Here is a 25,053-nt window from a genome sequence, read left to right on the forward strand (position 1 = left end):
CGCGCCCCCGGTCGACGACCGGGGGCGCGCTCACGCTGTGGGAGGATTGTCCCCATGCTTCGTTGGTTGACCGCAGGGGAATCGCACGGCCCCGAGCTCATCGCCGTCCTCGAGGGGCTGCCCTCGGGGGTGCCCGTCTCGATCGACGCCCTCCGCGCGGATCTCGCGCGCCGCAAGCTCGGCTACGGTCGCGGCTCCCGCATGAAGTTCGAGCAGGACGAGCTGCACCTGTCCGGCGGCGTCCGTCACGGACTCACGATGGGCAGCCCCGTGGCCATCCGGGTGGGCAACACCGAGTGGCCGAAGTGGGTCGAGGTCATGAACCCCGAGCCCGTCGAGGTCAGCGAGGCGTCGCGGGGGCGCAGCGCGCCCCTCACGCGCCCGCGTCCGGGTCACGCGGACCTCGTGGGCATGCAGAAGTACGACTTCGACGAGGCCAGGCCGATCCTCGAGCGCGCCAGCGCCAGAGAGACCGCCGCGCGCGTCGCCCTCGGCGCCGTCGCCCGGTCGTTCCTCGCCGAGCTCGGCATCGAGCTGGTCAGCCACACCCTGTCGATCGGGCCGGTCCGCGTGCCCGAGGGCGCGCCCGTCCCCGTCCCCTCCGACGTCGACCGGCTGGATGACGATCCGCTGCGCTGCTTCGACGAGGCCACCAGCGCGCGCATGGTCGACGAGGTCGAGTCGGCCAAGAAGGACGGCGACACGCTCGGCGGCGTCGTCGAGGTGCTGGCCTACGGCGTCCCCCCGGGGCTCGGATCGCACGTCCACTGGGACCGCCGACTCGACTCGCAGCTCGCGGCGGCGCTCATGGGCATCCAGGCCATCAAGGGGGTCGAGGTCGGCGACGGCTTCGAGACCACCAGGAGGCGCGGGTCCGTCGCCCACGACGAGCTCCACCGCACCGGCGGGGTCATCTCACGCGACACCGACCGTGCCGGCGGCACCGAGGGCGGCATGAGCACGGGTACCGTGCTCCGCGTCCGCGCCGGAATGAAGCCGATCGCCACCGTCCCCCGTGCCCTGGCCACCATCGACGTCACCAGCGGCGAGGAGTCCAAGGCGCATCATCAGCGTTCCGACGTCTGCGCCGTCCCGGCGGCGGGCGTCGTCGCCGAGGCGATGGTCGCGCTCGTGCTCGCCAACTCCGTGCTCGAGAAGTTCGGCGGCGACTCGCTCGGCGAGACCCGACGCAACCTGCAGGGCTACCTCGCCGCGATCCCCGAGAACCTGCGGACTCAGCCGGCGTCCGCCGACCAGTGACCTCCCCGGGCCCGGTCGTCCTGATCGGCCCGATGGGCGCGGGCAAGACGAGCATCGGCAAGAAGCTCTCCCGACGTCTCGGCGTCGCGTTCCGCGACAGCGATCGCATCGTGGTGCAGCGCCACGGGCCCATCGCCGATCTCTTCGCCGGCCACGGCGAGGAGCACTTCCGCGAACTCGAACGCGACGCCGTCGCCGACGCCCTCGCCTCCGACGGCGTCGTGTCGCTGGGCGGGGGAGCGGTCCTCGACGAGACGACCCGCGCCTCCCTGGCTCCTCTCCCGGTCGTGCTCCTCACGGTCTCGCCCGAGGCCGTGGAGGCGCGCCTGGCCGGCAGCTCCCGTCCGCTCCTCCAGCGCGGCGGGATCGACGCGTGGCGCGCGATCGCCGCCGACCGCGACCCCGTCTACCGAGAGCTCGCCTCGGTCGTCGTCGACACGTCCCACCGGCCGGTCTCGGCCGTCGTCGACGACATCGTCACCTGGCTCGACACCGAAAGAGGCACCGCATGACCGACGCGACCCCCACCACGACCATCCGGGTCGGCGGCGACGCCCCCTACGACGTCCTCGTCGGGCGCGGTCTCGTGCGCGAGCTCCCCGGGCTCCTGCCTCCGCAGGCGAAGAAGGTGCTCATCGTGCACGCGCCGACGCTCGGGCGCAAGGCGAACGACGTCCGCGAGACCCTGATCGAGGCGGGGTACGAGGCGATCATCGCCGAGGTGCCCGACGCCGAGGACGCCAAGCGCGTCGAGGTCGCCGCGTTCTGCTGGCAGGTGCTGGGTCAGGCCGACTTCACCCGCACCGACGTCGTGCTCGGCCTCGGCGGGGGAGCCATCACGGACCTCGCCGGCTTCGTGGCGGCGACCTGGCTGCGCGGGGTCGCCCTGGTGCAGATCCCGACGAGCGTGCTCGGCATGGTCGATGCCAGCGTCGGCGGCAAGACGGGCATCAACACCGCCGAGGGCAAGAACCTCGTCGGCGCGTTCCACCCGCCGATCGCCGTGCTGGCCGATCTCGACCACCTCGACACGCTGTCGAAGAACGAGATCCTCGCGGGCTTCGCCGAGATCGTGAAGGCGGGGTTCATCGCCGAACCCGAGATCCTCGACATCATCGAGGCCGACGTCGACCGCGCCACCGACCCCGCGACGGCGGAGTTCCGCCGCGTCGTCGAGCTGTCGATCGCCCTCAAGGCCCGGGTGGTCGGCGAGGACCTCACCGAGCAGGGTCTGCGCGAGATCCTCAACTACGGTCACACCCTCGGTCATGCCGTCGAACACGCCGAGCGCTACCAGTGGCGGCACGGCGCGGCCGTGTCCGTCGGCATGGTGTTCGCCGCCGAGCTCGCGCGCCTCACGGGGCGCCTCTCCGACGAGGCGGTCGACCGGCACCGTCGCATCCTCGAATCGCTCACGCTGCCGGTCAGCTACCCGCTCGGCCGCTGGAACACCCTCCTCGCGACCATGCAGCGCGACAAGAAGGCGCGGGCCGGCATGCTGCGGTTCATCGTGCTCGACGAGATCGGGAAGCCGGTCGTGCTCCAGGGGCCCGATCAGAGCCTCCTCTTCGCCGCCTACCAGGAGATCGGCTCCTAGGTCGACCCCGTCGGGGCGTCCGCTACACTCGACGATGGCCTCTTTCGGGCCGTCCACTTCCTGACTCCGAACGGATCACGCGCGCATGGCGACTACCAACGACATCAAGAACGGTGCCGTCCTCAACCTCGACGGCCAGCTCTGGAACGTGATCGAGTTCCAGCACGTCAAGCCGGGCAAGGGTGGCGCGTTCGTCCGCACGAAGATGAAGAACGTCATGTCGGGCAAGGTCGTCGACAAGACCTTCAACGCCGGCACGAAGATCGACTTCGCGAACGTCGACCGCCGCGAGTACACGTACCTCTACGCCGAGGCCGACGGGTACGTCTTCATGGACACCAGCGACTACGACCAGATCAACGTGCCCGCCACGGTGGTCGGCGACGCCAAGAACTTCATGCTCGAGAACCAGAACGTGCAGATGGCGCTCCACGACGGCACGCCGCTCTACATCGAGCTCCCCGCCTCGGTCATCCTCGAGGTCACGTACACCGAGCCCGGCCTCCAGGGCGACCGCTCGACGGGCGGCACGAAGCCCGCGACGGTCGAGACCGGCTACGAGATCCAGGTGCCCCTCTTCCTCGAGAACGGCACCAAGGTGAAGGTCGACACGCGCGACGGCAGCTACCTCGGCCGCGTCAGCTAGTCGGGGTCGTCGACCGCAGTGAGTGCCCGCACCAAAGCGCGTAAGCGCGCCCTCGACGTCCTCTACGTCGCCGACATCCGCGAGATCAGCATGACCGACGCCCTCGTCATGGAGACGACGCGAGCGATGGCCCAGCCGGAACGCAACTCGAGCTGGGGCTACGCCCGCGACATCGTCCAGGGCGTCATCGACCACCGGTCCGAGATCGACGAGCTGATCGAGACCTACTCCCAGGGCTGGTCGTTGAACCGCATGCCCACGCTCGATCGCGCCATCCTGCGCATCGGCATCTGGGAGCTCGGACACAACGACGAGATCCCCGACCACGTCGCGATCAGCGAGGCGGTCGAGCTGGCCCAGTCGCTCAGCACCGACGACTCGGCGACCTTCGTCAACGGTCTGCTCGGTCGCATCGCCGCGAGCAGCTAGGCTGAGGCCCGTCGCGTGGCCGTCGCCCATCGGGCCCGACCTCGCACGACATGACATCCGACATCCTTTAAATTCCGTCCAGAGAGGCGGGGAAGGGGGTCCGATTGAGCACCCGCACCGTGCTGAGTCAGGCTGACATCACGCGCGCTCTGACGCGCATCTCGCACGAGATCCTCGAGTCGAACCGCGGGGCCGACGACCTCGTCGTCCTTGGCATCCCGACCCGCGGCGTCGTCCTCGCCGAACGCATCGCCGCGACGTTGACGGCGATCTCGGGCACGGCGGTCCCGCTCGGGTCGGTCGACGTGACCATGTACCGGGACGACCTGCGTCGGCAGCCCACCCGCGCCTCCCGCCCGACCTCGCTGCCCGCCGACGGGATCGACGGCAAGACGGTCGTCCTGGTCGACGACGTCCTCTACTCGGGCCGCACGATCCGGGCTGCGCTCGACGCCCTGAGCTCCCTCGGCCGGCCCCGGGCCGTCCGGCTCGCCGTCCTCGTCGACCGCGGGCACCGCGAGCTGCCGATCCGGGCCGACTTCGTGGGCAAGAACCTGCCGACGTCGACCTCCGAGCGCATCTTCGTGCGCGTCGCCGGAGTGGACGCCGACGAGCTCGTGGCCATCGAAGGAGGCGCGGACCCGGTCGACGGGTCGGCGGACGGAGGCGTCGCATGAGGCACCTGCTCAGCGCGGCCGACCTTTCACGCGAGGACGCCCTCCGCATCCTCGACATCGCCGAGGACATGGCCGACGTCTCCACCCGTGAGGTCAGGAAGCTTCCCACCCTCCGGGGGACGACCGTCGTCAACCTCTTCTACGAGGACAGCACCCGCACCCGCATCTCGTTCGAGGCCGCCGCGAAGCGGCTCAGCGCCGACGTGATCAACTTCGCGGCCAAGGGCTCGAGCGTCTCGAAGGGCGAGTCGCTCAAGGACACCGCCCAGACCCTCGCCGCCATGGGCGCCGACGGCATCGTCATCCGGCACCCGTCCTCCGGTGCGCCCAAGGTGCTCGCCGACAGCGGCTGGGTCGAGGCGGGCATCGTGAACGCCGGCGACGGGACGCACGAGCACCCGACGCAGGCTCTGCTCGACGCCTTCACGATGCGCCGCCGCATCCACGGGCCGGCCAGTCGGGGCCGCGACCTCGACGGGCTGCGCGTGGTCGTCGTCGGCGACATCCTGCACTCGCGGGTGGCCCGGTCGAACGCCTGGCTGCTGCGGACGCTCGGTGCGCAGGTCACCGTCGTCGCACCTCCCACGCTGCTCCCCGTCGACATCAGCCGCTTCGGCGTCGACGTCCACTTCGATCTCGACGAGGCCCTCGCCCGGGTCCGGCCCGACGTCGTCATGATGCTGCGCATCCAGCAGGAGCGCATGAACGAGGCGTTCTTCCCCAACGCCCGCGAGTACGCGCGGTCCTGGGGGCTGAGCGCGGCGCGCTTCCGGGCGCTGCCCGAGTCGACCGTCGTCATGCACCCGGGCCCGATGAACCGCGGGCTCGAGATCAGCGACGAGGCCGCGGACTCGCCGCGGTCCACCGTCCGAGAGCAGGTCGCCAACGGCGTCGCCGTGCGGATGGCCGTGCTCTACCTCACACTCGCCGGCGACCGGGAGGACTCCCTGTGACCACCACTCATCTGATCCGCGCCGTCGAGACGATCGACGGCCGGCGCACCGACGTCGTCGTCCGCGACGGGATCGTGACCGAGCTCGGCTCCGGCCTCAGCGCGGTCGGCGCCACCGTGCACGACGCCGACGGGCTGCTGGCGCTCCCCGGGCTCGTCGACCTGCACACCCACCTCCGCGAACCCGGCGGCGAGGGCAGCGAGACCGTCCTCACCGGGTCCCGGGCGGCGGCGGCAGGGGGCTACACGGCGGTCAACGCCATGGCGAACTCCTCTCCCGTGGCCGACACGGCGGGGGTCGTCGAGCAGGTCCAGGCCCTCGGCGACCGCGCCGGGTACGTGACGGTCCGCCCGATCGGCGCCGTCTCCCGTGGCCTCGAGGGCACCCACCTGTCCGAGATCGGCGCCATGGCCCGGTCGCGGGCGGCGGTGCGGGTCTTCTCCGACGACGGCCACTGCGTCAGCGATCCGCTGCTCATGCGCCGTGCCCTCGAGTACGTGAAGGGCTTCGGCGGAGTCGTCGCCCAGCACGCCCAGGAGCCGCGCCTGACCATCGGCGCCCAGATGAACGAGGGCGCCCTCTCGGCCGAGCTCGGACTCGCCGGCTGGCCCGCCGTCGCCGAGGAGGCGATCATCGCCCGGGACGTCCTGCTCGCCGACCACGTCGGGGCACGTCTGCACGTCTGCCACGTCTCGACGGCGGGCAGCGTCGAGGTGATCCGCTGGGCCAAGTCCCGCGGCATCGCCGTGACGGCCGAGGTCACCCCGCACCACCTGCTCCTCACCGACGACCTCGTCGCCACCTACGACTCGCTGTACAAGGTCAATCCGCCGCTGCGCGGCGGAGACGACGTCGACGCCCTGCGGGCGGCGCTGGCCGACGGCACCATCGACATCGTCGCGACCGACCACGCCCCGCACACGTCCGAGGCGAAGTGCTGCGAATGGGACGCCGCCGCCAACGGCATGGTGGGTCTCGAATCGGCGCTGTCGATCGTGCACCACACGATGGTCGAGACGGGTCTCATCGGCTGGGACGACGTCGCCCGCGTCATGTCGAGCGGCCCCGCCGCCATCGGTCAGGTCTCCGGCCAGGGGCGCCCGCTCGCCGTGGGGGAGCCGGCCGAGCTCACCCTCTACGATCGAGATGTGACCCGCACCTTCTCGCCCGACCACCTCGCGGGCAAGAGCCGGAACTCGCCCTTCTTCGGGCGCACGCTCCCGGGCCGTGTCCAGGCGACGTTCCATCAGGGCTACGCGACCGTCCTCGACGGCGCCGTCGTCGACACCGAGACGATCGGACGAGCGGCCGCCTCCGTGCAGGCGCACCGGTCGCTCGACCAGGCGGAGGCGACGAGCCGGTGATCTACTGGTGGATCGGACTCGGCATCCTCGTCCTGCTCGCGCTGCTGATCTGGCAGATGGCCCGGTCCTGGCGGGCTCGCGGCCGCCGTCAGGCCGACATCGCACTCCCCGAGGCCGCACCGGACGACCTGGGCCCGGCCCTCGTCGAGACCGACGGCTTCTACGTCGCCACGAGTCGCGCCGACGACCCGCTCGACCGCATCGTCATCGGCGGGCTCGGCTTCCGAGGTCGCGCCGTCGTGTCGGTGCACGCCGAGGGCGTCCGTCTCGAGATCGCGGGCGAACCGGCCAAGCTGATCCGCGCCTCCTCGATCCGAGACGTCGGGCGGGCGACCTGGACCATCGACCGCGTCGTCGAAGAGGGCGGGCTGGTGCTCGTCGCCTGGTCCCTCGGCGACACCGACGTCGACACCTACCTGCGCATCACCGACGACCCCACCGCCGTCGTCGACCAGATCCGCGCACTCATGCCCGCGGCCCCTCGGGCCGCAACCAGCACAGGAGAGAACCCGTGACCGAAAAAGCCGTCCTCGTCCTCGCAGACGGATCCCGCTACACCGGCCTCGCCTACGGCGCGGTCGGACGCACCCTCGGCGAGGCGGTCTTCGCCACCGGCATGACCGGCTACCAGGAGACCCTCACCGACCCCTCGTACGCCGGGCAGATCGTCGTCATGACCGCACCCCACATCGGGAACACGGGGGTGAACGACACCGACCCCGAGTCGCGCCGCATCTGGGTCGCCGGCTACGTCGTCCGCGACGCCAGCCGCGTCGTGTCGAACCACCGGGCCCAGGGCAGCCTCGACGATCAGCTGGTCGCCGACGGCATCGTCGGCATCCGCGGCATCGACACGCGCGCCGTGACCCGCCGCCTCCGAGAGGCCGGCTCGATGAAGGGCGGCGTGTTCAGCGGCCCCGACGCCGATCTCGACCCGGCCGAGCAGCTCGCCCTCGTCACCGCGGGGGACGACATGCGCGGCCTGAACCTCTCGAGCCGGGTGTCGACGGTCGAGCCGTACGTGCTGCCGGCCGAAGGCGAGCGCATCGGCTCGGTCGCCGTGCTCGACCTCGGCGTGAAGACGTCGACCCTCCGCTACCTCGCCCAGCGGGGCTTCGAGGTGCACGTGCTGCCCCAGGCCACGACGCTCGACGAGCTCCGTGCGCTCGCCCCCGACGCCCTGTTCTACTCGAACGGCCCCGGCGACCCCGCGGCGAGCGACGCCCAGGTCGAGCTGCTGCAGGGGGCGCTGCGCGACGGCCTGCCGTACTTCGGCATCTGCTTCGGCAACCAGCTCTTCGGTCGGGCCCTCGGGTTCGGCACCTACAAGCTGCCCTTCGGACACCGCGGGATCAACCAGCCGGTGCTCGACAAGACGACCAACCGCGTCGAGATCACCAGTCAGAACCACGGCTTCGCCGTCGACGCCCCCATCGAGGGCGTGCTCGACTCGCCCGCCGGCTTCGGCCGCGTCGAGGTCAGCCACTACAGCCTGAACGACCACGTGGTCGAGGGTCTCCGCGCTCTCGACATCCCGGCCTTCTCGGTGCAGTACCACCCCGAGGCCGCCGCCGGCCCGCACGACAGCAACCACCTCTTCGACCGCTTCCGCGAGGCGGTCGTCGCCCGCACGAACGGCCAGGCCGTCGACTTCGGCTCCGACATCGAAAGCAGCAACTGATGCCCAAGCGCCCCGACATCAACTCCGTCCTCGTGATCGGCTCCGGTCCGATCGTCATCGGCCAGGCGGCCGAATTCGACTACTCGGGCACCCAGGCCTGCCGCGTGCTGCGTGAGGAGGGCGTCCGCGTCATCCTCGTCAACCCGAACCCGGCGACGATCATGACCGACCCCGACTTCGCCGACGCCACCTACATCGAGCCGATCACGTCGGCGGTGCTCGAGGCCATCATCGTCAAGGAGCGCCCCGACGCGATCCTGCCGACGCTCGGCGGGCAGACGGCGCTCAACGCCGCCATCGCCCTCGACGAGGAGGGGATCCTCGCCAAGCACGGCGTCGAGCTGATCGGCGCGAAGGTCGAGGCGATCCAGAAGGGCGAGGACCGCCAGCTCTTCAAGAAGCTCGTCCTCGAGTCCGGCGCCGACGTCGCCAAGTCGTACATCGCCACGACCGTCGACCAGGCCGTCGAGTACGCCGAGGACCTCGGGTACCCGCTCGTCATCCGCCCCTCGTTCACCATGGGCGGACTCGGGTCCGGCTTCGCCTACACCCGCGACGAGCTGGTCCGCATGGTCACGGACGGCCTGCACCAGAGCCCCACCACCGAGGTCCTGCTCGAGGAGAGCATCCTCGGCTGGAAGGAGTACGAGCTCGAGATGATGCGCGACACGGCCGACAACACGGTCGTCGTCTGCTCGATCGAGAACGTCGACCCGGTCGGCGTGCACACCGGCGACTCGATCACCGTCGCCCCGGCGCTGACCCTGACGGACCGCGAGTACCAGAACCTGCGCGACATCAGCATCGACATCATCCGCCGGGTGGGCGTCGACACCGGCGGGTGCAACATCCAGTTCGCGATCGACCCGGCGGACGGCCGGGTGATCGTCATCGAGATGAACCCGCGCGTCTCCCGCTCGAGCGCCCTGGCCTCCAAGGCCACGGGCTTCCCGATCGCCAAGATCGCCGCGAAGCTCGCCCTCGGGTACCGCCTCGACGAGATCCCGAACGACATCACGAAGGTGACCCCCGCCTCCTTCGAGCCCACCCTCGACTACGTCGTCGTCAAGGTGCCGCGCTTCGCGTTCGAGAAGTTCCCGGCGGCGGACACGACGCTGACCACCACCATGAAGAGCGTCGGCGAGGCGATGGCCCTCGGCCGCAACTTCACCCAGGCCCTGCAGAAGTCGCTCCGTTCGCTCGAGAAGCGCGGGTCGAGCTTCCACTGGCAGGGCGAGCCCGGAGACCAGGAGGCGCTCCTCGCGTTGGCGCACACGCCGACCGACGGCCGCATCGTCACCGTCCAGCAGGCCCTCCGTGCCGGCGCGACCGCCGAGCAGGTGTTCGACTCGACGAAGATCGACCCGTGGTTCATCGATCAGATCGTGCTGATCAACGAGGTCGCCGACGAGGTCGCCGCCGCCGCCGAGCTCGACGCCGACGTCCTCCGGCTCGCGAAGGACCACGGCTTCAGCGACGCCCAGATCGGCGAGCTCCGCGCTCTCACCGAGCAGCAGGTGCGTGATCGCCGCCACGAGCTCGACGTGCGCCCGGTGTTCAAGACCGTCGACACCTGCGCGGGGGAGTTCCCGGCCCTGACGCCCTACCACTACTCGAGCTACGACACCGAGACCGAGGTCGTCGCGAGCGACCGCCGCAAGGTCATCATCCTCGGCTCCGGTCCGAACCGCATCGGTCAGGGCGTCGAGTTCGACTACTCGTGCGTGCACGCCAGCTTCGCCCTGAGCGACGCCGGCTTCGAGACCATCATGATCAACTGCAACCCCGAGACGGTCTCGACCGACTACGACACGAGCGACCGTCTCTACTTCGAGCCGCTCACCCTCGAGGACGTCCTCGAGGTCGTGCACGCGGAGAGCGCCAGCGGCGAGCTGGTCGGCGTCGTCGTGCAGCTCGGCGGCCAGACGGCCCTCGGTCTGTCGAAGGGCCTCGAGGCCGCCGGCGTCCCGATCCTCGGCACGACTCCCGACGCCATCGACTCCGCCGAGGAGCGGGGGCTCTTCCAGGGCATCCTCGACGAGGCGGGGCTGCTGGCACCGCGCAACGGCACCGCGACCGACTACGAGAGCGCCGTCGCCGTCGCGGAGGAGATCGGCTACCCGGTGCTCGTCCGCCCGTCGTACGTCCTCGGCGGCCGCGGCATGGAGATCGTCTACGACAGCCCCTCGCTGGCCGACTACTTCGTCCGGGTGAGCGACCAGGCCATCATCGGCCCGGACGCCCCGCTGCTCGTGGACCGCTTCCTGGACGACGCGGTCGAGATCGACGTCGATGCGCTCTACGACGGCACCGAGCTCTACGTCGGCGGCATCATGGAGCACATCGAGGAGGCGGGCATCCACTCGGGTGACTCGAGCTGCACGCTTCCCCCCGTCACCCTGGGCAGAGGCGAGATCGACCGCGTGCGCGAGGCGACGCTCGCCATCGCGCGCGGCATCGGCGTGTCCGGCCTGCTGAACGTCCAGTTCGCCATCGCCGCCGGCGTGCTCTACGTCATCGAGGCGAACCCCCGCGCCAGCCGCACGGTGCCGTTCGTGTCGAAGGCGCTCGGCATCCCGCTGGCCAAGGCGGCGTCGCTGATCATGGTCGGGCAGAGCGTGCGCGACCTCGTCGACAGCGGTCTGCTGCCGGCGCAGGACGGCTCCGACGTGCCCCTCGACTCGCCCATCTCGGTGAAGGAGGCCGTGCTGCCCTTCAAGCGCTTCCGCACGAAGGAGGGCCAGGTCGTCGACAGCGTGCTCAGCCCCGAGATGCGCTCCACCGGCGAGGTCATGGGCATCGACCGGGACTTCCCGCGCGCATTCGCCAAGAGCCAGACGGCCGCGTACGGCGGACTGCCCACCTCGGGCACGGTCTTCGTCAGCGTGGCCGATCGCGACAAGCGGGCCATCGTCCTCCCGGTGCTGCGTCTCCAGCAGCTCGGCTTCCGCATCCTCGCGACCGAGGGCACCGCGACGATCCTCGTCCGCAACGGGATCAAGGCCGACACCGTCGCCAAGTTCAGCGCCGGCGGCCACTCGGTCGTCGACCTGATCAACGCCGACGAGGTCGACATCGTGATCAACACGCCGAGCGGCTCGACCGCGCGCGCCGACGGGTACGAGATCCGCGCGGCCACCGTGGCGGCCGACAAGGCCCTCTTCACCACGATCGCGCAGCTGGGCGCCGCCGTCGCCTCCATCGAGGCGGTGCAGAGCGAGCTCGAGGTCACGAGCCTCCAGGACTACGGGCTCGCCCGGGCGGCCCGCCGGTGACCGACCCGTCGACGACGCGTCCCTTCGGCGAACGGCTCGGCGAGACCTTCGACCGGCTCGGGCCGCTCTGCGTGGGCATCGACCCGCACCCCTATCTGCTCGACGAGTGGCGCCTGACGGCGGGCGCGTCCGGCGTCCGCGACTTCGGGCTCCGGGTCGTCGAGCAGACGGTCCGAGGAGGGGCGGGCATCGTGAAGCCGCAGGTCGCCTTCTACGAGCGGTGGGGCTCGGCCGGGTTCGCCGCGCTCGAGGACGTCCTCGCGGCCGCGCGCGCGGCGGGCCTGCTCGTGGTCGGCGACGCGAAGCGCGGCGACATCGGCAGCACGATGGACGCCTACGGCGACGCCTGGTTCGCCGCCGACTCGGCCCTCCGCGTCGACGCCCTGACGGTCTCGCCGTATCTCGGGCTCGGCTCCATGACGGGTCTCATCGCCCGGGCCCGGGCCGCCGGAGCCGGCGTCTTCGTGCTCGGCGCGACGTCGAACCCCGAGGCACGGGTCACGCAGTCCGCACGCCGCACCTCGGACGACGGCACGGTGTCGACGGTCGCGGGCGGTATCGTCGACGACGTGCTGCACGACAACCAGATCGCCGGGGACTCCCGGTTCGGCTCGGTGGGGCTGGTGCTCGGCGCGACCGTCGACCTGGCCGACGCCGGGGTCGACCTCGACCGTCTGACCACGACTCCCGTCCTCGCTCCCGGCTTCGGGCACCAGGGCGCTCGCTACGCCGACATCCGCGCCGTCTTCGGCCCGGCCTCGCGTTCGGTCATCGTCTCGGCCTCCCGCGCGCTGCTGGCGCACGGCGGACCGGGTCTCGCCGAGGCCGTCCGCCGCGACGTCGACGAGGTGCGTCGATGCCTCGTCTGACCCCGCCGCCGGTCGACCGGGCCGCCGCCGCACGAGCGGCCGTGGCGGCCCGCCGGGCCCGCGCTGCCGTCAAGTCCGCCGTGGCCGACCGGAGCCGCCAGGCTCTCGACGTCGCCGAGAGCGCCTGGGCGGGCGAACCCACGGCACCCGAGGCCACCCTGCGGGTCCGCGAGCTCCTGACGAGCATCCCCGGCATCGGCCCGACCCGTGCCGCGCGGGTCATGTCCGACCTCGGCATCGCCGAGTCCAAGCGGGTCGGCGGCCTCGGCGTCCGTCAGCGGCGCACGCTGGGGGACTGGCTGGCGCACCGCGAGGCCCGCGGACGGCTCCGCTCGCGCCTGGTCGTCCTCGCCGGTCCGACGGCCGTCGGCAAGGGGACGGTGTCGGCCCACATCCGCGACAACTACCCCGACGTGCATCTCTCGATCTCCGCCACGACCCGGTCGCCCCGCCCCGGGGAGGTCGACGGCGTGCACTACTACTTCGTCGACGACGCCGAGTTCGACCGCATGATCCGCGACCGCGAGCTCCTCGAGTACGCGACGGTGCACAACTCGTACCGTTACGGCACCCCGCGTCCGCCGATCGACGCGGCTCTCCACGAGGGCCGGAGCGTCCTGCTCGAGATCGACCTGCAGGGCGCGCGCCTCGTGCGAGTCGCCATGCCCGAAGCGGTCCTCGTGTTCCTCCTGCCCCCGACGTGGGACGAGCTCGTGCGTCGGCTGATCGGTCGCGGCACCGAGGACGCGGCCGAACAGCAGCGTCGACTCGAGACCGCGAAGGTCGAACTCGCGGCCCAGGACGAGTTCGACGTCAAGGTCGTCAACCACGACGTGGCCGAAGCGGCCCGCGAGGTCGTAGAATTGATGACTGCGTCCGACGACGCGCGTCCGCGCGACTGATCGACGCCACGACTTCCCCCTCCACACGCCCGGTCGGCGCGCGGAGACACAGCCCCACGAACGAGGAGTAACCATGGCCGACAAGAACCAGGGCATCATCGATCCCCCCATCGACGAGCTGCTCTCGAAGGTCGAGTCGAAGTACGCGCTCGTCATCTTCGCCTCCAAGCGCGCCCGCCAGATCAACGACTACTACGCCGACCTCCACGAGGGCAGCCTGTTCGACAACGTCGGCCCCCTGGTCGACAGCACGATCGACGACAAGCCGCTGTCGGTCGCGATGCACGAGATCAACGAGGACAAGCTCGAGGTCAAGCCGCTGGCGACCCCGGCCGACTGATCGCCCGCCGCCGAGGCGGCATGTCACAGACCGACCCACTGTCAGTGGCCGGTCATAGACTCGACGAGGCCCCCGGGAGGACATCCCGCGGGGCCTCGTCACGTCCATCGGCACGACGCACCCGTCGCACCGCCCACCGCTCACGAGGGGATCCCCTTGACCTTGACCGACGCCACCGCCAGCACGAGCACCGCGACTCCGACCGGCCTCCGGCTGTTCACCTCCGAGTCCGTCACCGAGGGGCACCCCGACAAGATCTGCGATCAGATCTCCGACGGCATCCTCGACGCTCTCCTGGCGGTCGACCCGGCCAGCCGGGTCGCGGTCGAGACCATGGTGACGACCGGTCTCGTCCACGTCGCCGGCGAGGTCACGACCAAGGGCTACGTCGACATCCCGACGATCGTGCGCGATCTCATCGTCGGCATCGGCTACGACTCCTCGGCGGTCAGCTTCGACGGCCGCACGTGCGGCGTCGAGGTGTCGATCGGCGCGCAGTCGCCGGACATCGCCCAGGGCGTCGACTCCGCGCTCGAGGCTCGGGGCGGCGACGACGACGCCCTCAATCGTCAGGGTGCCGGCGACCAGGGGATCATGTTCGGCTACGCCACGAACGAGACCCCGCAGTACATGCCCCTGCCCGTGTGGCTGGCCCACCGTCTCGCCGAGCGACTCGCGTCCGTCCGCAAATCGGGGCAGCTCGACTACCTGCGCCCCGACGGCAAGACCCAGGTCACCGTCGGCTACGACGGCGTGGTCCCCGTCACCGTCGACACCGTCGTCCTGTCGACCCAGCACTCGCCGAGCGTCTCGAGCGCCCAGCTCGAGAGCGACGTCATCGCCCAGGTGATCCGCCCCGTCCTCGACGAGGCCGGGCTCGACTCGTCCGCCACCCGCTTCATCATCAACCCCACCGGTCGTTTCGAGATCGGGGGCCCGCAGGGCGACGCCGGTCTGACCGGGCGCAAGATCATCGTCGACACCTACGGGGGAGCGAGCCGCCACGGCGGCGGCGCGTTCTCGGGCAAGGACCCGTCGAAGGTCGACCGCTCGGCCGCCTACGCGATGCGCTGGGTCGCGAAGAACGCCGTGGCGGCGGGACTGGCCGACCGTCTGGAGCTCCAGGTCGCCTACGCGATCGGTCGTGCCGCTCCGGTCGGCCTCTACGTCGAGACCTTCGGCACGGGTCGGGTCTCCGACGCGACGATCATCGACGCCATCGGCACGGTCTTCGACCTCCGTCCGGCGGCCATCATCCGCGACCTCGATCTCCTGCGGCCGATCTACGCCGCGACGTCGACCTACGGACACTTCGGTCGCGATCTGCCCGACTTCACGTGGGAGGCCCTCGACCGCGTCGACGCGCTGCGGGCCGCCGCCGGGCTCTGACCGGTGTCCCGCTGTCGGGGTCGGGTGTCGCGATGAGCATCACGGAGTCGAACGGAGCGGCGAGGGTCGTCGTCCGCGTTCTCGTCGAATCGCCGCTGCCCCAGCTCGACCGCCTCTTCGACTACGCGGTACCACCGCGCCTCGTCGCGCTCGTCCGACCCGGCATCCGGGTCCGGGTGCCGTTGCGCTCCGCCGGGCGCATCGCCGACGGCTTCGTCGTCGAGGTGGTCGAGCACTCCGACCACGTCGGCGAGCTGAGCGACGTCGACGACGTCGTGTCGAAGGTCCCCGTGCTCGCACCCGAGGTGTGGCGTCTCGCCCGCGCCGTGGCCGATCGCGCCGGAGGCTCGGCCAGCGATGTGCTCCGCCTCGCCGTCCCTCCTCGGCAGGTGCGCGTCGAGAAGGCCTGGCTCGCCCGTTCCGCGGCCGCTGCTCCGTCCGAGACGTCGGCGGGTGAGACCGCTCGAGACGACGCCCCCGCCGAGACGGAGCGGCCTCGCGTCGAAGCGCAGCCGGTCACGGGCTACCGCGCGGACGCCCTCGGCGGTCTCGTGCCCGCACGGGGTCGGGCCGCTGTGGACGCGATCCCGTTGCTCGTCGAGCTGCCGGACGGCGCCTGGGTCGGGCGCTGGGCCGTCACCACGGCCCAGCTGGTCACCGTCGCCCTCGCCGCGGGGGAGAACGCCATCGTGGCGGTCCCCGACTACCGCGACGAGGACCACGTCCTCCGTGCGCTGGCCGCGGTCGTCCCCGACGAGGCCATCGTGCGTCTCGACTCGCGCCAGTCCAACGCCGATCGCTACCGGGCCCTCCTGCGGGCCCGCGCCGACGCGCCGGCCGTCCTCGTCGGCAATCGCTCCGTCCTCCTCGCGCCCTCGCGTCGGCTCGGCCTCATCGTGGTCTTCGACGACGGCGATCCGTCGTTCGCCGAGCCCCTCGCTCCGTACGTGCACGCCCGCGACACGGCCCTCGTCCGACAGACGCAGCAGGAGACCGCGCTGGTGTTCCTCGGACACTCCCGCAGCACCGACGTCCAGCGCCTCGTCGAGATCGGCTTCCTCGCCGAGGTGCGGCCCGATCCTCGCTACCAGCCGAAGGTCATCCCCACGTCGCAGCAGGCCGCTCGAGACGGTTTCGCCGCCCAGGCGCGCATCCCGTCGACGGCCTGGAACGAGGCCAGAGCCGCGGTCGAGCACGGTCCGGTGCTCATCCAGGTCGCTCATCCCGGCTACTCGCCGCGGTTGGCCTGCACCGAGTGCGGCGACACGGCCCGCTGTCTGCGCTGCAACGGACCGCTCGTCCAACGTCAGCAGGGGGCTCAGCCGGCGTGCTCGTGGTGCGGGGCACTCGCCGTGGGGTGGCGCTGCCAGACCTGCGAGGGCACGGCCATGAAGGCCGTCGGCACGGGAGCAGCCCGCACCGCCGACGAGCTCGGCAAGGCGTTCCCGGGGGTGCGGGTCATCGTGGCCGACGGGATGCGGCCGGTCACCCACGTCGACGACGAGCCCGCCCTCGTGGTCGCCACCCGGGGCGCCGAACCCGTCGCCCCCGGCGGCTATCGGGCCGTCCTCCTCCTCGACGGCGAACGGATGCTCGCCCGAGAGAGCCTCCGCGTCGCCGAGGACTGCCTCCGCTGGTGGGCCAACGCGACGGCCCTGGCCGCCCGACGCGCGCCCGTCGTCCTCGTCGGGGTCGGAGGCGCCATCGCCTCCGCGCTGGCGACGTGGGAGCTCGCGCGCTTCGCGTCCGCCGAGCTGGCCGACCGGCGCCATCTCCGCTTCCCGCCGGCCGTCCGGGTCGCCACGGTGACCGGGACCGTCGAGACGGTGGCGCGCGCCCTCGACGATCTGCCCGACGAGGTCCGCCTCGAGACCCTGGGCCCGGTCGAGGTCCCCGAGTCGGGCGTGCGAGCGATCGTGCGCTTCGACTTCGCCCACGGAGCCGACGTCGCCCGCGTGCTCCGTTCGCAGGTCATCCGCGCCGCCACCGAGCGCCGGAAGGCCCTCGGTCAGAAGCGCGGGCGGGTCGTCCCTACACTCAGAGTGCGGTTCGACGACGTCGAGCCGTTCACCGACTGACCCCCACAGGAACCCACGTGCGTCTCGTCTTCGCCGGCAGCCCCGCCGCCGCCCTCCCGTCCCTCCACGCCCTCGCCGAGAGCGAGCACGAGATCGTCGCGGTCCTCACCCGGGACGACACGCCTCAGGGTCGGAAGCGCGTCCTCACCCCGACGCCCGTCGCGACGGCGGCGGAGGACCTCGGGCTGACGGTCATCAAGACGAGACGCATCACCGACGACGTCGCCTCCCGCATCCACGACCTCGACCCCGACCTGGGCGTGATCGTCGCCTTCGGCGCCCTGCTCCGCGAACCCCTCCTGTCGACGCCCCGACTCGGCTGGATCAACCTCCACTTCTCGCTCCTGCCGCGGTGGCGCGGCGCCGCGCCCGTCCAGCGCGCCCTGATGGCGGGCGATCCGGTCACCGGGGCGGCCGTCTTCCAGCTCGTCCCCGAGCTCGACGCCGGAGCGGTCTACGGCACCGTCGACCGTCCCCTGGTCGGCGACGAGACCGCCGGCGACCTCCTCGACGAGCTCGCGCTGTCGGGAGCCGACCTCCTCGCCGGAACCGTCGACCTCCTCTCCACCGGCGACGTCGTCGGCGTCGAGCAGACCGGCCCCGTGACCCTCGCCCCGAAGCTGACGATCGACGACGGGGCGCTCGATCTGACGCAGCCGGCCCGGGCCGTCCTCGACCGCTGGCGGGGAACGACACCCGAGCCGGGGGCCCATGCGCCGTTCGGCGACGCCCGGCTCAAGATCCTGCACCTCCGTCCGGCCGACGACGCCGACGCGACGCTCGAGCCCGGTCGGGTCGCCTCGTCCGGTCGCCGTCTCCTCGTCGGCACCGCGTCGGCGCCGCTCGAGCTCGTCCGCGTCCAGCCGCCGGGCAAGAAGCCGATGGCGGCGACCGACTGGTTCCGCGGGCTTCCTCCAGGAGGCGCACCGCGCCTCCTGCCGTCGTCTCCCGTCGACCCCGCCGTCATCTCCGAGGGAGATCCCGCATGAGCCGTGTCCAGCCCGCCCGTCGCGTGGCCCTCGACGTGCTCCGCGCCGTCGAGGCCGACGACGCCTACTCGAACCTCCTCCTCCCGGCGCGCATCTCCCGAGCGGGGCTCGACGCCGCCGACGCGGGCCTCGCGACCGAGCTCACCTACGGGACGCTGCGCCTCCGGGGCTACTACGACCGGGTCATCGCCCTCGCCGCCCGTCGACCGGTGACGAAGATCGATCCCGCCCTGCTCGACGTCCTGCGACTCGGGGTCCACCAGCTGCTCTCCACCCGCGTGGCGGCCCACGCGGCGGTCGACGAGTCCGTCGAGCTGGCCCGCGAGGTCGGCAGCCGCTCGGGCACCGGATTCGTGAACGGCGTGCTGCGGACGGTGTCGCGGTCGACGGCGCCCGAGTGGCTCGACCGCGTCCTCGCCGGGTCCGACGGCGACGACGACCGCCTCTCGGCCGAGTGGTCGCATCCCGCCTGGGTCGTCCGGGCCTTCCGCCAGGCCCTCGCGGCAGAGGGGCGAGCGGACGAGCTCCTCGACCTGCTCGCGGCGGACAACGAGGCACCGAGCGTCAGCCTGGTCGCCCTCCCCGGCCTCGCCGAGGTCGCCGAGCTGGGCTCTCCGAGCGGCCGGCTCTCACCTCTGGCGGCCACGAGCTCGGGGGGAGACCCCGCGAACCAGCCCGCCGTGCGCGACGGGCGTGCCCGCGTGCAGGACGAGGGCTCCCAGTTCGCCGCCCTCCTGCTGAGCCGTCACCGCCCGGCGACGGCGGGCGAGCGCTGGCTCGACATGTGCGCGGGCCCCGGCGGCAAGGCGGCCCTGCTCGGGGCCGAGGCCGCTCGGGCGGGTGCCCGGCTCCTGGCCAACGAGCTCGTCCCCGCGCGCGCGGGCCTCGTCCGCCAGGCCCTGGCCTCGGTGCCGGGCGGGGTCGAGGTCGTCGAGGGCGACGCCACCCGTTTCGGCGACGAGACGCCGGGCGCATTCGATCGGATCCTGCTCGACGCCCCGTGCACGGGGCTGGGAGCGCTCCGGCGTCGTCCCGAGGCCCGCTGGCGCAAGCAGCCTCGCGACGTCGGGGAGCTCACCGCGCTCCAGGCCCGCCTCTTCGCGAGCGCGATCGACGCTCTCGCCCCCGGGGGAGTCCTCGCCTACGTCACCTGCTCGCCGCATGTGGCCGAGACCAGGGCGATCGTCGAGACCGGCCTGCGCGGCCGCGACGACCTGGCGCTCGTCGACGCCACCGCCGTCGCCGACGGGATCGCGGTCGCTCCGGTCGATCTCGCGTCGGCGCCCTACGTCCAGCTCTGGCCGCACCGCCACGGCACCGACGCGATGTTCGTGGCCCTCGTCGAGAAGCGGGCCTGACGGCTCGCGGCGGGCGCGGACCCGGTCGCCGGTAAGATCGACGGGTGCCCGTCCGCATCAGCCCCAGCATCCTCTCCGCCGACTTCGCGAACCTCGAACGCGACCTGCACCGCATCGGCGACGCCGATCTCGTCCACGTCGACGTCATGGACGGCCATTTCGTGCCGAACCTGACCCTCGGTCTCCCGGTGGTCGAGCGCATCCAGCAGGTGAGCCCGCTCCCGCTCGACGTGCACCTCATGATCGACGACGCCGATCGCTGGGCGCCCCGCTACGCCGAGCTCGGCGCCTTCTCCGTCACCTTCTCCGGCGAGGCGGCGGCCGATCCCGTGGCGACCGCGCGGGCCGTCCGCAGCACGGGCGCGCGCGCCTCCGTCGCGGTCAAGCCCGGCACCGATCTCGAGCCCTACCTCCGCACCCTCGACGAGTTCGACATGATCCTCGTCATGACCGTCGAGCCGGGGTTCGGCGGCCAGTCCTTCATGGCCGACACGATGCCGAAGCTCGCCCGCGCCCGCGAGGCCGTGGACCGCTCCGGGCTCGACGTCTGGCTCGAGGTCGACGGCGGCATCGACGTCCAGACCATCGTGACCGCCGTCGCGAACGGCGCCGACACCGTGGTGGCCGGGTCGGCGGTCTACGGCGGCGAGCCCTCCGAGCGCATCGCGGCACTCCGCGCCGCCGCGGCGACGGTAGCCTTGTCCTCGTGAAAACCTTCGACGAACTGTTCGCCGAGCTCAGCGACAAGGCGCGCGACCGCCCCGAGGGCTCGGGCACCGTGGCCGAGCTCGACGCGGGCGTGCACCAGATCGGCAAGAAGATCGTGGAGGAGGCCGCCGAGGTGTGGATGGCCGCCGAGTACGAGGGCGACACCGCCACCGCCGAGGAGATCTCCCAGCTCATCTACCACCTGCAGGTGCTCATGGTGGCCAAGGGTCTGTCGCCCTCCGACGTCTACCGACATCTCTGAACCCGTCCCCTCACCTCCACCGGGCGCCCGCCGACCAGCGGCACCGACGACACCGGGCCGGCAGACGGCCTCTCAGATCGGACAGAGACAGACCATGCTCCGCGTAGCAGTGCCCAACAAGGGATCCCTCAGCGAGACCGCGACCGCCATGCTCACCGAGGCCGGCTACACCGGCCGCCGCGACGCCCGGACGCTCCACGTCGAAGACAGGCGCAACGGCGTCGAGTTCTTCTACCTCCGGCCTCGCGACATCGCGACCTACGTGGGCTCCGGCGCCCTCGACGTCGGCATCACGGGGCGCGACCTGCTGCTCGACTCGCACTCTCCGGCCCACGAGGTAGCCCCACTCGACTTCGGCGGCTCGACCTTCCGCTTCGCGGGCCCTCCCGGTCGGTTCAGCGACGTGCGCGAACTCCAGGGCACCCGCGTGGCCACGAGCTACGCAGGTCTGGTCGGCACCTTCCTCGAGAGCCACGGGGTGACCGCCACGCTGGTCTCCCTGGACGGGGCGGTCGAGAGCGCCGTCCAGCTCGGGGTGGCCGACGCCGTCGCCGACGTGGTCTCGACGGGCGGGACGCTCCGCGCCGCCGGCCTCGAGATCTTCGGGCCGGTGATCCTCGAGTCGACCGCGGTGCTGATCTCGTCCGACGCCCGGGTCGAGGGCCTCTCGGTGCTGCACCGCCGCCTCCAGGGCGTCCTCGTCGCTCGTCAGTACGTCCTGATGGACTACGACGTCCCCGTCGACAAGCTCGAGGCGGCGACGAGCATCGCCGGCGGCATGGAGTCGCCGACGGTCTCCCCCCTGCACGACCGCGACTGGGCCGCCGTCCGGGTCATGGTCCCGCGCGGCGACACCAACCAGGTGATGGACGCCCTCTACGACCTGGGGGCCAGGGCGATCCTGGTCAGCCCCATCCACGCCGCGAGGCTCTGACATGACGACCGTCGACTCCACGCTGGCCGTCCGGGTCATCCCGTGCCTCGACGTGGCCGCGGGTCGGGTCGTCAAGGGCGTCAACTTCCTCGACCTCCGCGACGCCGGCGACCCGGTCGAACTCGCCCGCACGTACTACGAGCAGGGCGCGGACGAGATCACCTTCCTCGACGTCACGGCCACGGTCGACGAACGCTCGACCACCTACGACGTGGTGCGAGCGACGGCCGAACAGGTCTTCATCCCGCTCACGGTGGGCGGCGGCGTCCGGTCGACCGACGACGTGGCGCGTCTGCAGGCGGCCGGTGCCGACAAGATCGGCATCAACAGCGCAGCCATCGCCCGTCCGGCCCTGATCGGCGAGATCGCCGATCGGTTCGGCGCCCAGGCCGTCGTGCTCTCGCTCGACGTCAAGCGCTCGTCGGCGACGGCGTCGGGCTTCGTCGTGACGACCCACGGCGGTCGCACCGAGACGACCCTCGACGCCCTCGTGTGGGCTCGCGAGGCCGTCGAGCGCGGTGCCGGCGAACTGCTGGTCAACTCGATCGACGCCGACGGGACCCGTCAGGGCTTCGACCTCGAGCTGGTGCGCCTGATGCGGGCCGCGAGCTCGGTCCCGGTCGTCGCCTCAGGAGGCGCGGGTGCGGTCGAGCACTTCGCCCCGGCCATCGAGGCGGGCGCGGACGCCGTCCTGGCCGCCTCCGTCTTCCACACCGGCCAGCTGACCGTCGACGACGTCAAGCGCGAACTCGCCTCGTCGGGCATCCTCGTCCGACGTCCTCAGGAGCACTCATGACCGCCCCCTTGACCCGCGAGACCGTCGAGCCCGTCGTGGCGCGAGCCCGGTTCGACGCGTCGGGTCTGCTGCCCGCCATCATCCAGGAGGAGGGCTCCAAGGACGTCCTCATGATGGGCTGGATGGACGCGGAGGCGCTCCGTCGGACCCTCACGGAGGGCCGGGTGACCTTCTGGTCCCGTTCCCGGAGCGAGTACTGGCGCAAGGGCGACACCTCCGGTCACGCCCAGTTCGTCCGGCACGCGGCGCTCGACTGCGACGACGACGTCCTGCTCGTGACGGTCGAGCAGATCGGTGCGGCCTGCCACACCGGAGCGCACTCCTGCTTCGAGGTGGGGCCGCTGTCACCCGTGACCGCGTCGTCCACCGACGGGGGCCGGGATGTCTGACCGGGCCACGACCTCCCGGGCGGAGTTCGAGGCGGCTCTCGAGGGCCACCGCGTCGTCCCGGTCGTCCGCGACCTCTTCGCCGACGGCGAGACCCCGGTCGGCATCTACCGCAAGCTCGCCGCCGGGCGCCCGGGCACGTTCCTGCTCGAGTCCGCGGAGCAGGGCGGCATCTGGTCGCGGTGGTCGTTCGTCGGGGTGTCGTCGTTCGGCGTCCTCACGACGAGGGGCCGGGAGGTCGAGTGGATCGACTACGGCATGAGCCGCGACCGGGCTCTCGGAGACGCCGACGGCCGTCCTCTCGAGGTGCTCTCCGCGCTCTTCGAGCGCTGGGCCACCCCTCGCCTCCGAGACGTGCCTCCTCTCACCGGCGGCCTCGTCGGCTTCATCGGCTGGGAGGCGGTCCGCGAGCTGGAATCGCTCCCCGACGCGCCCCCCGCCGAATTCGACGTGCCCACGCAGGCTCTGAGCTTCGTCAGCGAGCTCGTCGCGATCGACCACCGCACCGGCGCCGTCCTGCTGATCGCGACCGTCCTGAACGACGAGACGGACGACGCCGACTCGCTGTGGGCGGACGCCCAGTCGCGACTCGACGGTCTGCAGAGTCGGCTCGCCCGCCCGAGCGAGGCCCACCTGTCGGACGTCGACCTCACGATCGCCCCGCAGCCGACCCGCCGGACGACCGACGCCGAGTACGCGGCGTCCATCGAACGCTCGAAGCAGTTCATCCGCGACGGCGACGTCTTCCAGGTGGTCGTCTCGCAGCGGTTCGACCACGAGCTGACCGCCGATCCGCTCGACGTCTACCGCGTGCTGCGGACGCTCAATCCCAGCCCGTACATGTACCTGGTCAGCCTCGACGACGTCGACGGCCGCCCCTACTCCATCGTGGGCTCCTCTCCGGAGGCGCTGGTCAAGGTCGACGGTCGGCGCGCCTACACGCACCCGATCGCGGGCTCCAAGCCGCGGGGCGAGAACCCGGAGGACGACCAGGCCTTCGCCGACCAGCTCGCCTCCGACCAGAAGGAGCGCGCGGAGCACCTGATGCTCGTCGATCTGGCCCGGAACGACCTCCTCAAGATCTGCACGCCGGGCACCGTCGAGGTGACCGAGTTCATGCAGGTGGAGCGCTTCAGCCACATCATGCACCTCGTCTCCAGCGTCGAGGGGGATCTCGCCCCCGGGCGCAACGCCATCGACGCCTTCCGGGCGACGTTCCCCGCCGGCACCCTCTCCGGAGCGCCGAAGCCCCGGGCTCTCGAGATCATCGACGAGCTCGAACCGGCGCAACGGGGCGTCTACGGCGGCGTGGTCGGGTACTTCGACTTCGCCGGCTCCGCCGACGTCGCCATCGCGATCCGCACGGTGCTGCTCCAGGGCGACACGGCTCGGGTGCAGGCGGGGGCGGGTCTCGTCGCCGACAGCGATCCCGACGCCGAGAACCAGGAGGCGCGCAACAAGGCCGCGGCCCCCCTGCGTGCCGTCGCCGTCGCCAACGCCATGGGCAGGCTGACCTGATGGCCGCCCGACGGATCAAGCTCTCGACCATCCTGAGCGGCATCCTGCTCGCCGGTCTCGTCCTGCTCGCCTGGACCCAGCCGTGGTTCGAGCTGGTCATCCGGCTCCCGCAGGGAGGCACCACGACGGTGACCGCCGCAGGAGACGTCGCAGGAGGCGCGCTTTCGGCGTTGTCCCTGGCGAGCCTGGCGCTCTTCGCCGCTCTGACCATCGCCGGCCGGATCTTCCGCATCGTGCTGGGAGTCCTCCAGACGTTCCTCGGTCTCAGCATCGCCCTCTCCGCCGGCACGGCACTCGCCGACCCGGTCGCGGCGTCCGGCACGCCCATCACGAGCGCCACGGGCGTCGCGGGAGCCGACTCCCTCGCCGACCTCGTCGACTCGGTGACCGCGACCGCCTGGCCCTGGGTCGCCCTCGTGGTCGGCGTCGCGGCCGGGCTCCTCGGGATCGCCGTCGTCGTGTTCTCCGGTCTCTGGCCGCAGGCGACCAGGAAGTACTCCGCGACCCGACTGGCCGCCGCCGACCCCGCCGCCGATCCGGCGGCCGCGTGGGACACCCTCTCCGGCGGCGACGACCCGACCGAGGAGGGTCCCGACGGCCCGGGCCCCAGCCGGTAGACTCTCCTCGTCCCATCTCGATCC

At 71.8% G+C, this 25,053-nt stretch carries 25 protein-coding genes; all 25 read left to right on the plus strand.

Annotation, left to right across the window (positions count from 1 at the left end):
• Nucleotides 1-54: 54 nt before the first annotated feature.
• The 25 genes from aroC (at nucleotide 55) to FFA01_RS03995 (ending at nucleotide 25,029) form a co-directional block, all read left to right on the plus strand.
• On the plus strand, nucleotides 55-1,260 hold the full coding sequence (gene aroC, locus FFA01_RS03875; RefSeq protein ID WP_146853188.1) for a chorismate synthase: 1,206 nt from the start codon (nucleotides 55-57) through the stop codon (nucleotides 1,258-1,260).
• Nucleotides 1,257-1,772, plus strand: coding sequence for a shikimate kinase (locus tag FFA01_RS03880; RefSeq protein WP_146853190.1), 516 nt, complete (start codon nucleotides 1,257-1,259; stop codon nucleotides 1,770-1,772). The genes aroC and FFA01_RS03880 overlap by 4 nt, the downstream gene beginning before the upstream one ends.
• Nucleotides 1,769-2,857, plus strand: a complete 1,089-nt coding sequence (aroB, locus tag FFA01_RS03885) for a 3-dehydroquinate synthase (RefSeq protein WP_146853192.1) — start codon at nucleotides 1,769-1,771, stop codon at nucleotides 2,855-2,857. The genes FFA01_RS03880 and aroB overlap by 4 nt, the downstream gene beginning before the upstream one ends.
• 85 nt (nucleotides 2,858-2,942) lie before the next feature.
• Nucleotides 2,943-3,503, plus strand: a complete 561-nt coding sequence (efp, locus tag FFA01_RS03890; RefSeq protein ID WP_146853194.1) for an elongation factor P — start codon at nucleotides 2,943-2,945, stop codon at nucleotides 3,501-3,503.
• Nucleotides 3,504-3,521: 18 nt separating this feature from the next.
• A complete protein-coding gene (gene nusB, locus FFA01_RS03895; RefSeq protein ID WP_146853196.1) occupies nucleotides 3,522-3,932 on the plus strand; it encodes a transcription antitermination factor NusB in 411 nt (136 codons plus the stop codon).
• 104 nt (nucleotides 3,933-4,036) lie between these two features.
• Nucleotides 4,037-4,609, plus strand: a complete 573-nt coding sequence (gene pyrR, locus FFA01_RS03900) for a bifunctional pyr operon transcriptional regulator/uracil phosphoribosyltransferase PyrR (RefSeq protein WP_146853198.1) — start codon at nucleotides 4,037-4,039, stop codon at nucleotides 4,607-4,609.
• Entirely contained in the window at nucleotides 4,606-5,562 is a 957-nt protein-coding gene (locus FFA01_RS03905; protein ID WP_146853200.1) for an aspartate carbamoyltransferase catalytic subunit, read from the plus strand. Before pyrR ends, FFA01_RS03905 begins: the two co-directional genes overlap by 4 nt.
• Nucleotides 5,559-6,926 carry a dihydroorotase gene (locus FFA01_RS03910; protein ID WP_146853202.1) on the plus strand — a complete coding sequence of 456 codons (1,368 nt, stop codon included), beginning with the start codon at nucleotides 5,559-5,561 and terminating at the stop codon, nucleotides 6,924-6,926. The genes FFA01_RS03905 and FFA01_RS03910 overlap by 4 nt, the downstream gene beginning before the upstream one ends.
• Nucleotides 6,923-7,441, plus strand: coding sequence for a PH-like domain-containing protein (locus FFA01_RS03915; protein ID WP_146853204.1), 519 nt, complete (start codon nucleotides 6,923-6,925; stop codon nucleotides 7,439-7,441). Before FFA01_RS03910 ends, FFA01_RS03915 begins: the two co-directional genes overlap by 4 nt.
• A complete protein-coding gene (carA, locus tag FFA01_RS03920) occupies nucleotides 7,438-8,607 on the plus strand; it encodes a glutamine-hydrolyzing carbamoyl-phosphate synthase small subunit (protein WP_146853207.1) in 1,170 nt (389 codons plus the stop codon). Before FFA01_RS03915 ends, carA begins: the two co-directional genes overlap by 4 nt.
• Nucleotides 8,607-11,882 (plus strand): carbamoyl-phosphate synthase large subunit, encoded by a 3,276-nt coding sequence (gene carB, locus FFA01_RS03925; RefSeq protein WP_146853209.1) that lies wholly within the window; start codon nucleotides 8,607-8,609, stop codon nucleotides 11,880-11,882. The genes carA and carB overlap by 1 nt, the downstream gene beginning before the upstream one ends.
• Nucleotides 11,879-12,751: an orotidine-5'-phosphate decarboxylase gene (gene pyrF, locus FFA01_RS03930; RefSeq protein ID WP_146853211.1), complete on the plus strand. Its 873-nt coding sequence runs from the start codon at nucleotides 11,879-11,881 to the stop codon at nucleotides 12,749-12,751. The genes carB and pyrF overlap by 4 nt, the downstream gene beginning before the upstream one ends.
• Nucleotides 12,739-13,653 carry a guanylate kinase gene (gene gmk / locus FFA01_RS03935; RefSeq protein WP_146853213.1) on the plus strand — a complete coding sequence of 305 codons (915 nt, stop codon included), beginning with the start codon at nucleotides 12,739-12,741 and terminating at the stop codon, nucleotides 13,651-13,653. Before pyrF ends, gmk begins: the two co-directional genes overlap by 13 nt.
• A 73-nt stretch (nucleotides 13,654-13,726) precedes the next feature.
• Nucleotides 13,727-13,993 (plus strand): DNA-directed RNA polymerase subunit omega, encoded by a 267-nt coding sequence (gene rpoZ, locus FFA01_RS03940; protein ID WP_146853215.1) that lies wholly within the window; start codon nucleotides 13,727-13,729, stop codon nucleotides 13,991-13,993.
• Between the two features lie 162 nt (nucleotides 13,994-14,155).
• Nucleotides 14,156-15,382: a methionine adenosyltransferase gene (gene metK / locus FFA01_RS03945; protein WP_146853273.1), complete on the plus strand. Its 1,227-nt coding sequence runs from the start codon at nucleotides 14,156-14,158 to the stop codon at nucleotides 15,380-15,382.
• Nucleotides 15,383-15,414: 32 nt separating this feature from the next.
• A complete protein-coding gene (locus FFA01_RS03950) occupies nucleotides 15,415-17,460 on the plus strand; it encodes a primosomal protein N' family DNA-binding protein (protein ID WP_146853217.1) in 2,046 nt (681 codons plus the stop codon).
• 17 nt (nucleotides 17,461-17,477) lie between these two features.
• Entirely contained in the window at nucleotides 17,478-18,449 is a 972-nt protein-coding gene (gene fmt / locus FFA01_RS03955) for a methionyl-tRNA formyltransferase (RefSeq protein WP_146853219.1), read from the plus strand.
• Nucleotides 18,446-19,807 carry an RsmB/NOP family class I SAM-dependent RNA methyltransferase gene (locus FFA01_RS03960; RefSeq protein WP_146853221.1) on the plus strand — a complete coding sequence of 454 codons (1,362 nt, stop codon included), beginning with the start codon at nucleotides 18,446-18,448 and terminating at the stop codon, nucleotides 19,805-19,807. The genes fmt and FFA01_RS03960 overlap by 4 nt, the downstream gene beginning before the upstream one ends.
• Before the next feature lie 44 nt (nucleotides 19,808-19,851).
• Nucleotides 19,852-20,517: a ribulose-phosphate 3-epimerase gene (gene rpe / locus FFA01_RS03965; protein WP_146853223.1), complete on the plus strand. Its 666-nt coding sequence runs from the start codon at nucleotides 19,852-19,854 to the stop codon at nucleotides 20,515-20,517.
• Nucleotides 20,514-20,777 (plus strand): phosphoribosyl-ATP diphosphatase, encoded by a 264-nt coding sequence (locus tag FFA01_RS03970; RefSeq protein WP_146853225.1) that lies wholly within the window; start codon nucleotides 20,514-20,516, stop codon nucleotides 20,775-20,777. The genes rpe and FFA01_RS03970 overlap by 4 nt, the downstream gene beginning before the upstream one ends.
• 94 nt (nucleotides 20,778-20,871) lie before the next feature.
• Nucleotides 20,872-21,711 carry an ATP phosphoribosyltransferase gene (gene hisG, locus FFA01_RS03975; protein WP_146853227.1) on the plus strand — a complete coding sequence of 280 codons (840 nt, stop codon included), beginning with the start codon at nucleotides 20,872-20,874 and terminating at the stop codon, nucleotides 21,709-21,711.
• 1 nt (nucleotide 21,712) lies between these two features.
• Nucleotides 21,713-22,507 carry an imidazole glycerol phosphate synthase subunit HisF gene (gene hisF / locus FFA01_RS03980; protein WP_146853229.1) on the plus strand — a complete coding sequence of 265 codons (795 nt, stop codon included), beginning with the start codon at nucleotides 21,713-21,715 and terminating at the stop codon, nucleotides 22,505-22,507.
• Nucleotides 22,504-22,896 carry a phosphoribosyl-AMP cyclohydrolase gene (hisI, locus tag FFA01_RS03985; RefSeq protein ID WP_146853231.1) on the plus strand — a complete coding sequence of 131 codons (393 nt, stop codon included), beginning with the start codon at nucleotides 22,504-22,506 and terminating at the stop codon, nucleotides 22,894-22,896. The genes hisF and hisI overlap by 4 nt, the downstream gene beginning before the upstream one ends.
• Nucleotides 22,889-24,412, plus strand: coding sequence for an anthranilate synthase component I (locus FFA01_RS03990; RefSeq protein WP_146853233.1), 1,524 nt, complete (start codon nucleotides 22,889-22,891; stop codon nucleotides 24,410-24,412). The genes hisI and FFA01_RS03990 overlap by 8 nt, the downstream gene beginning before the upstream one ends.
• Nucleotides 24,412-25,029, plus strand: a complete 618-nt coding sequence (locus FFA01_RS03995; protein WP_146853235.1) for a Trp biosynthesis-associated membrane protein — start codon at nucleotides 24,412-24,414, stop codon at nucleotides 25,027-25,029. The genes FFA01_RS03990 and FFA01_RS03995 overlap by 1 nt, the downstream gene beginning before the upstream one ends.
• Nucleotides 25,030-25,053 lie beyond the last annotated feature (24 nt).

This window comes from Frigoribacterium faeni (genome assembly GCF_007988805.1).
GTDB classification, from domain to species: Bacteria; Actinomycetota; Actinomycetes; order Actinomycetales; family Microbacteriaceae; genus Frigoribacterium; species Frigoribacterium faeni.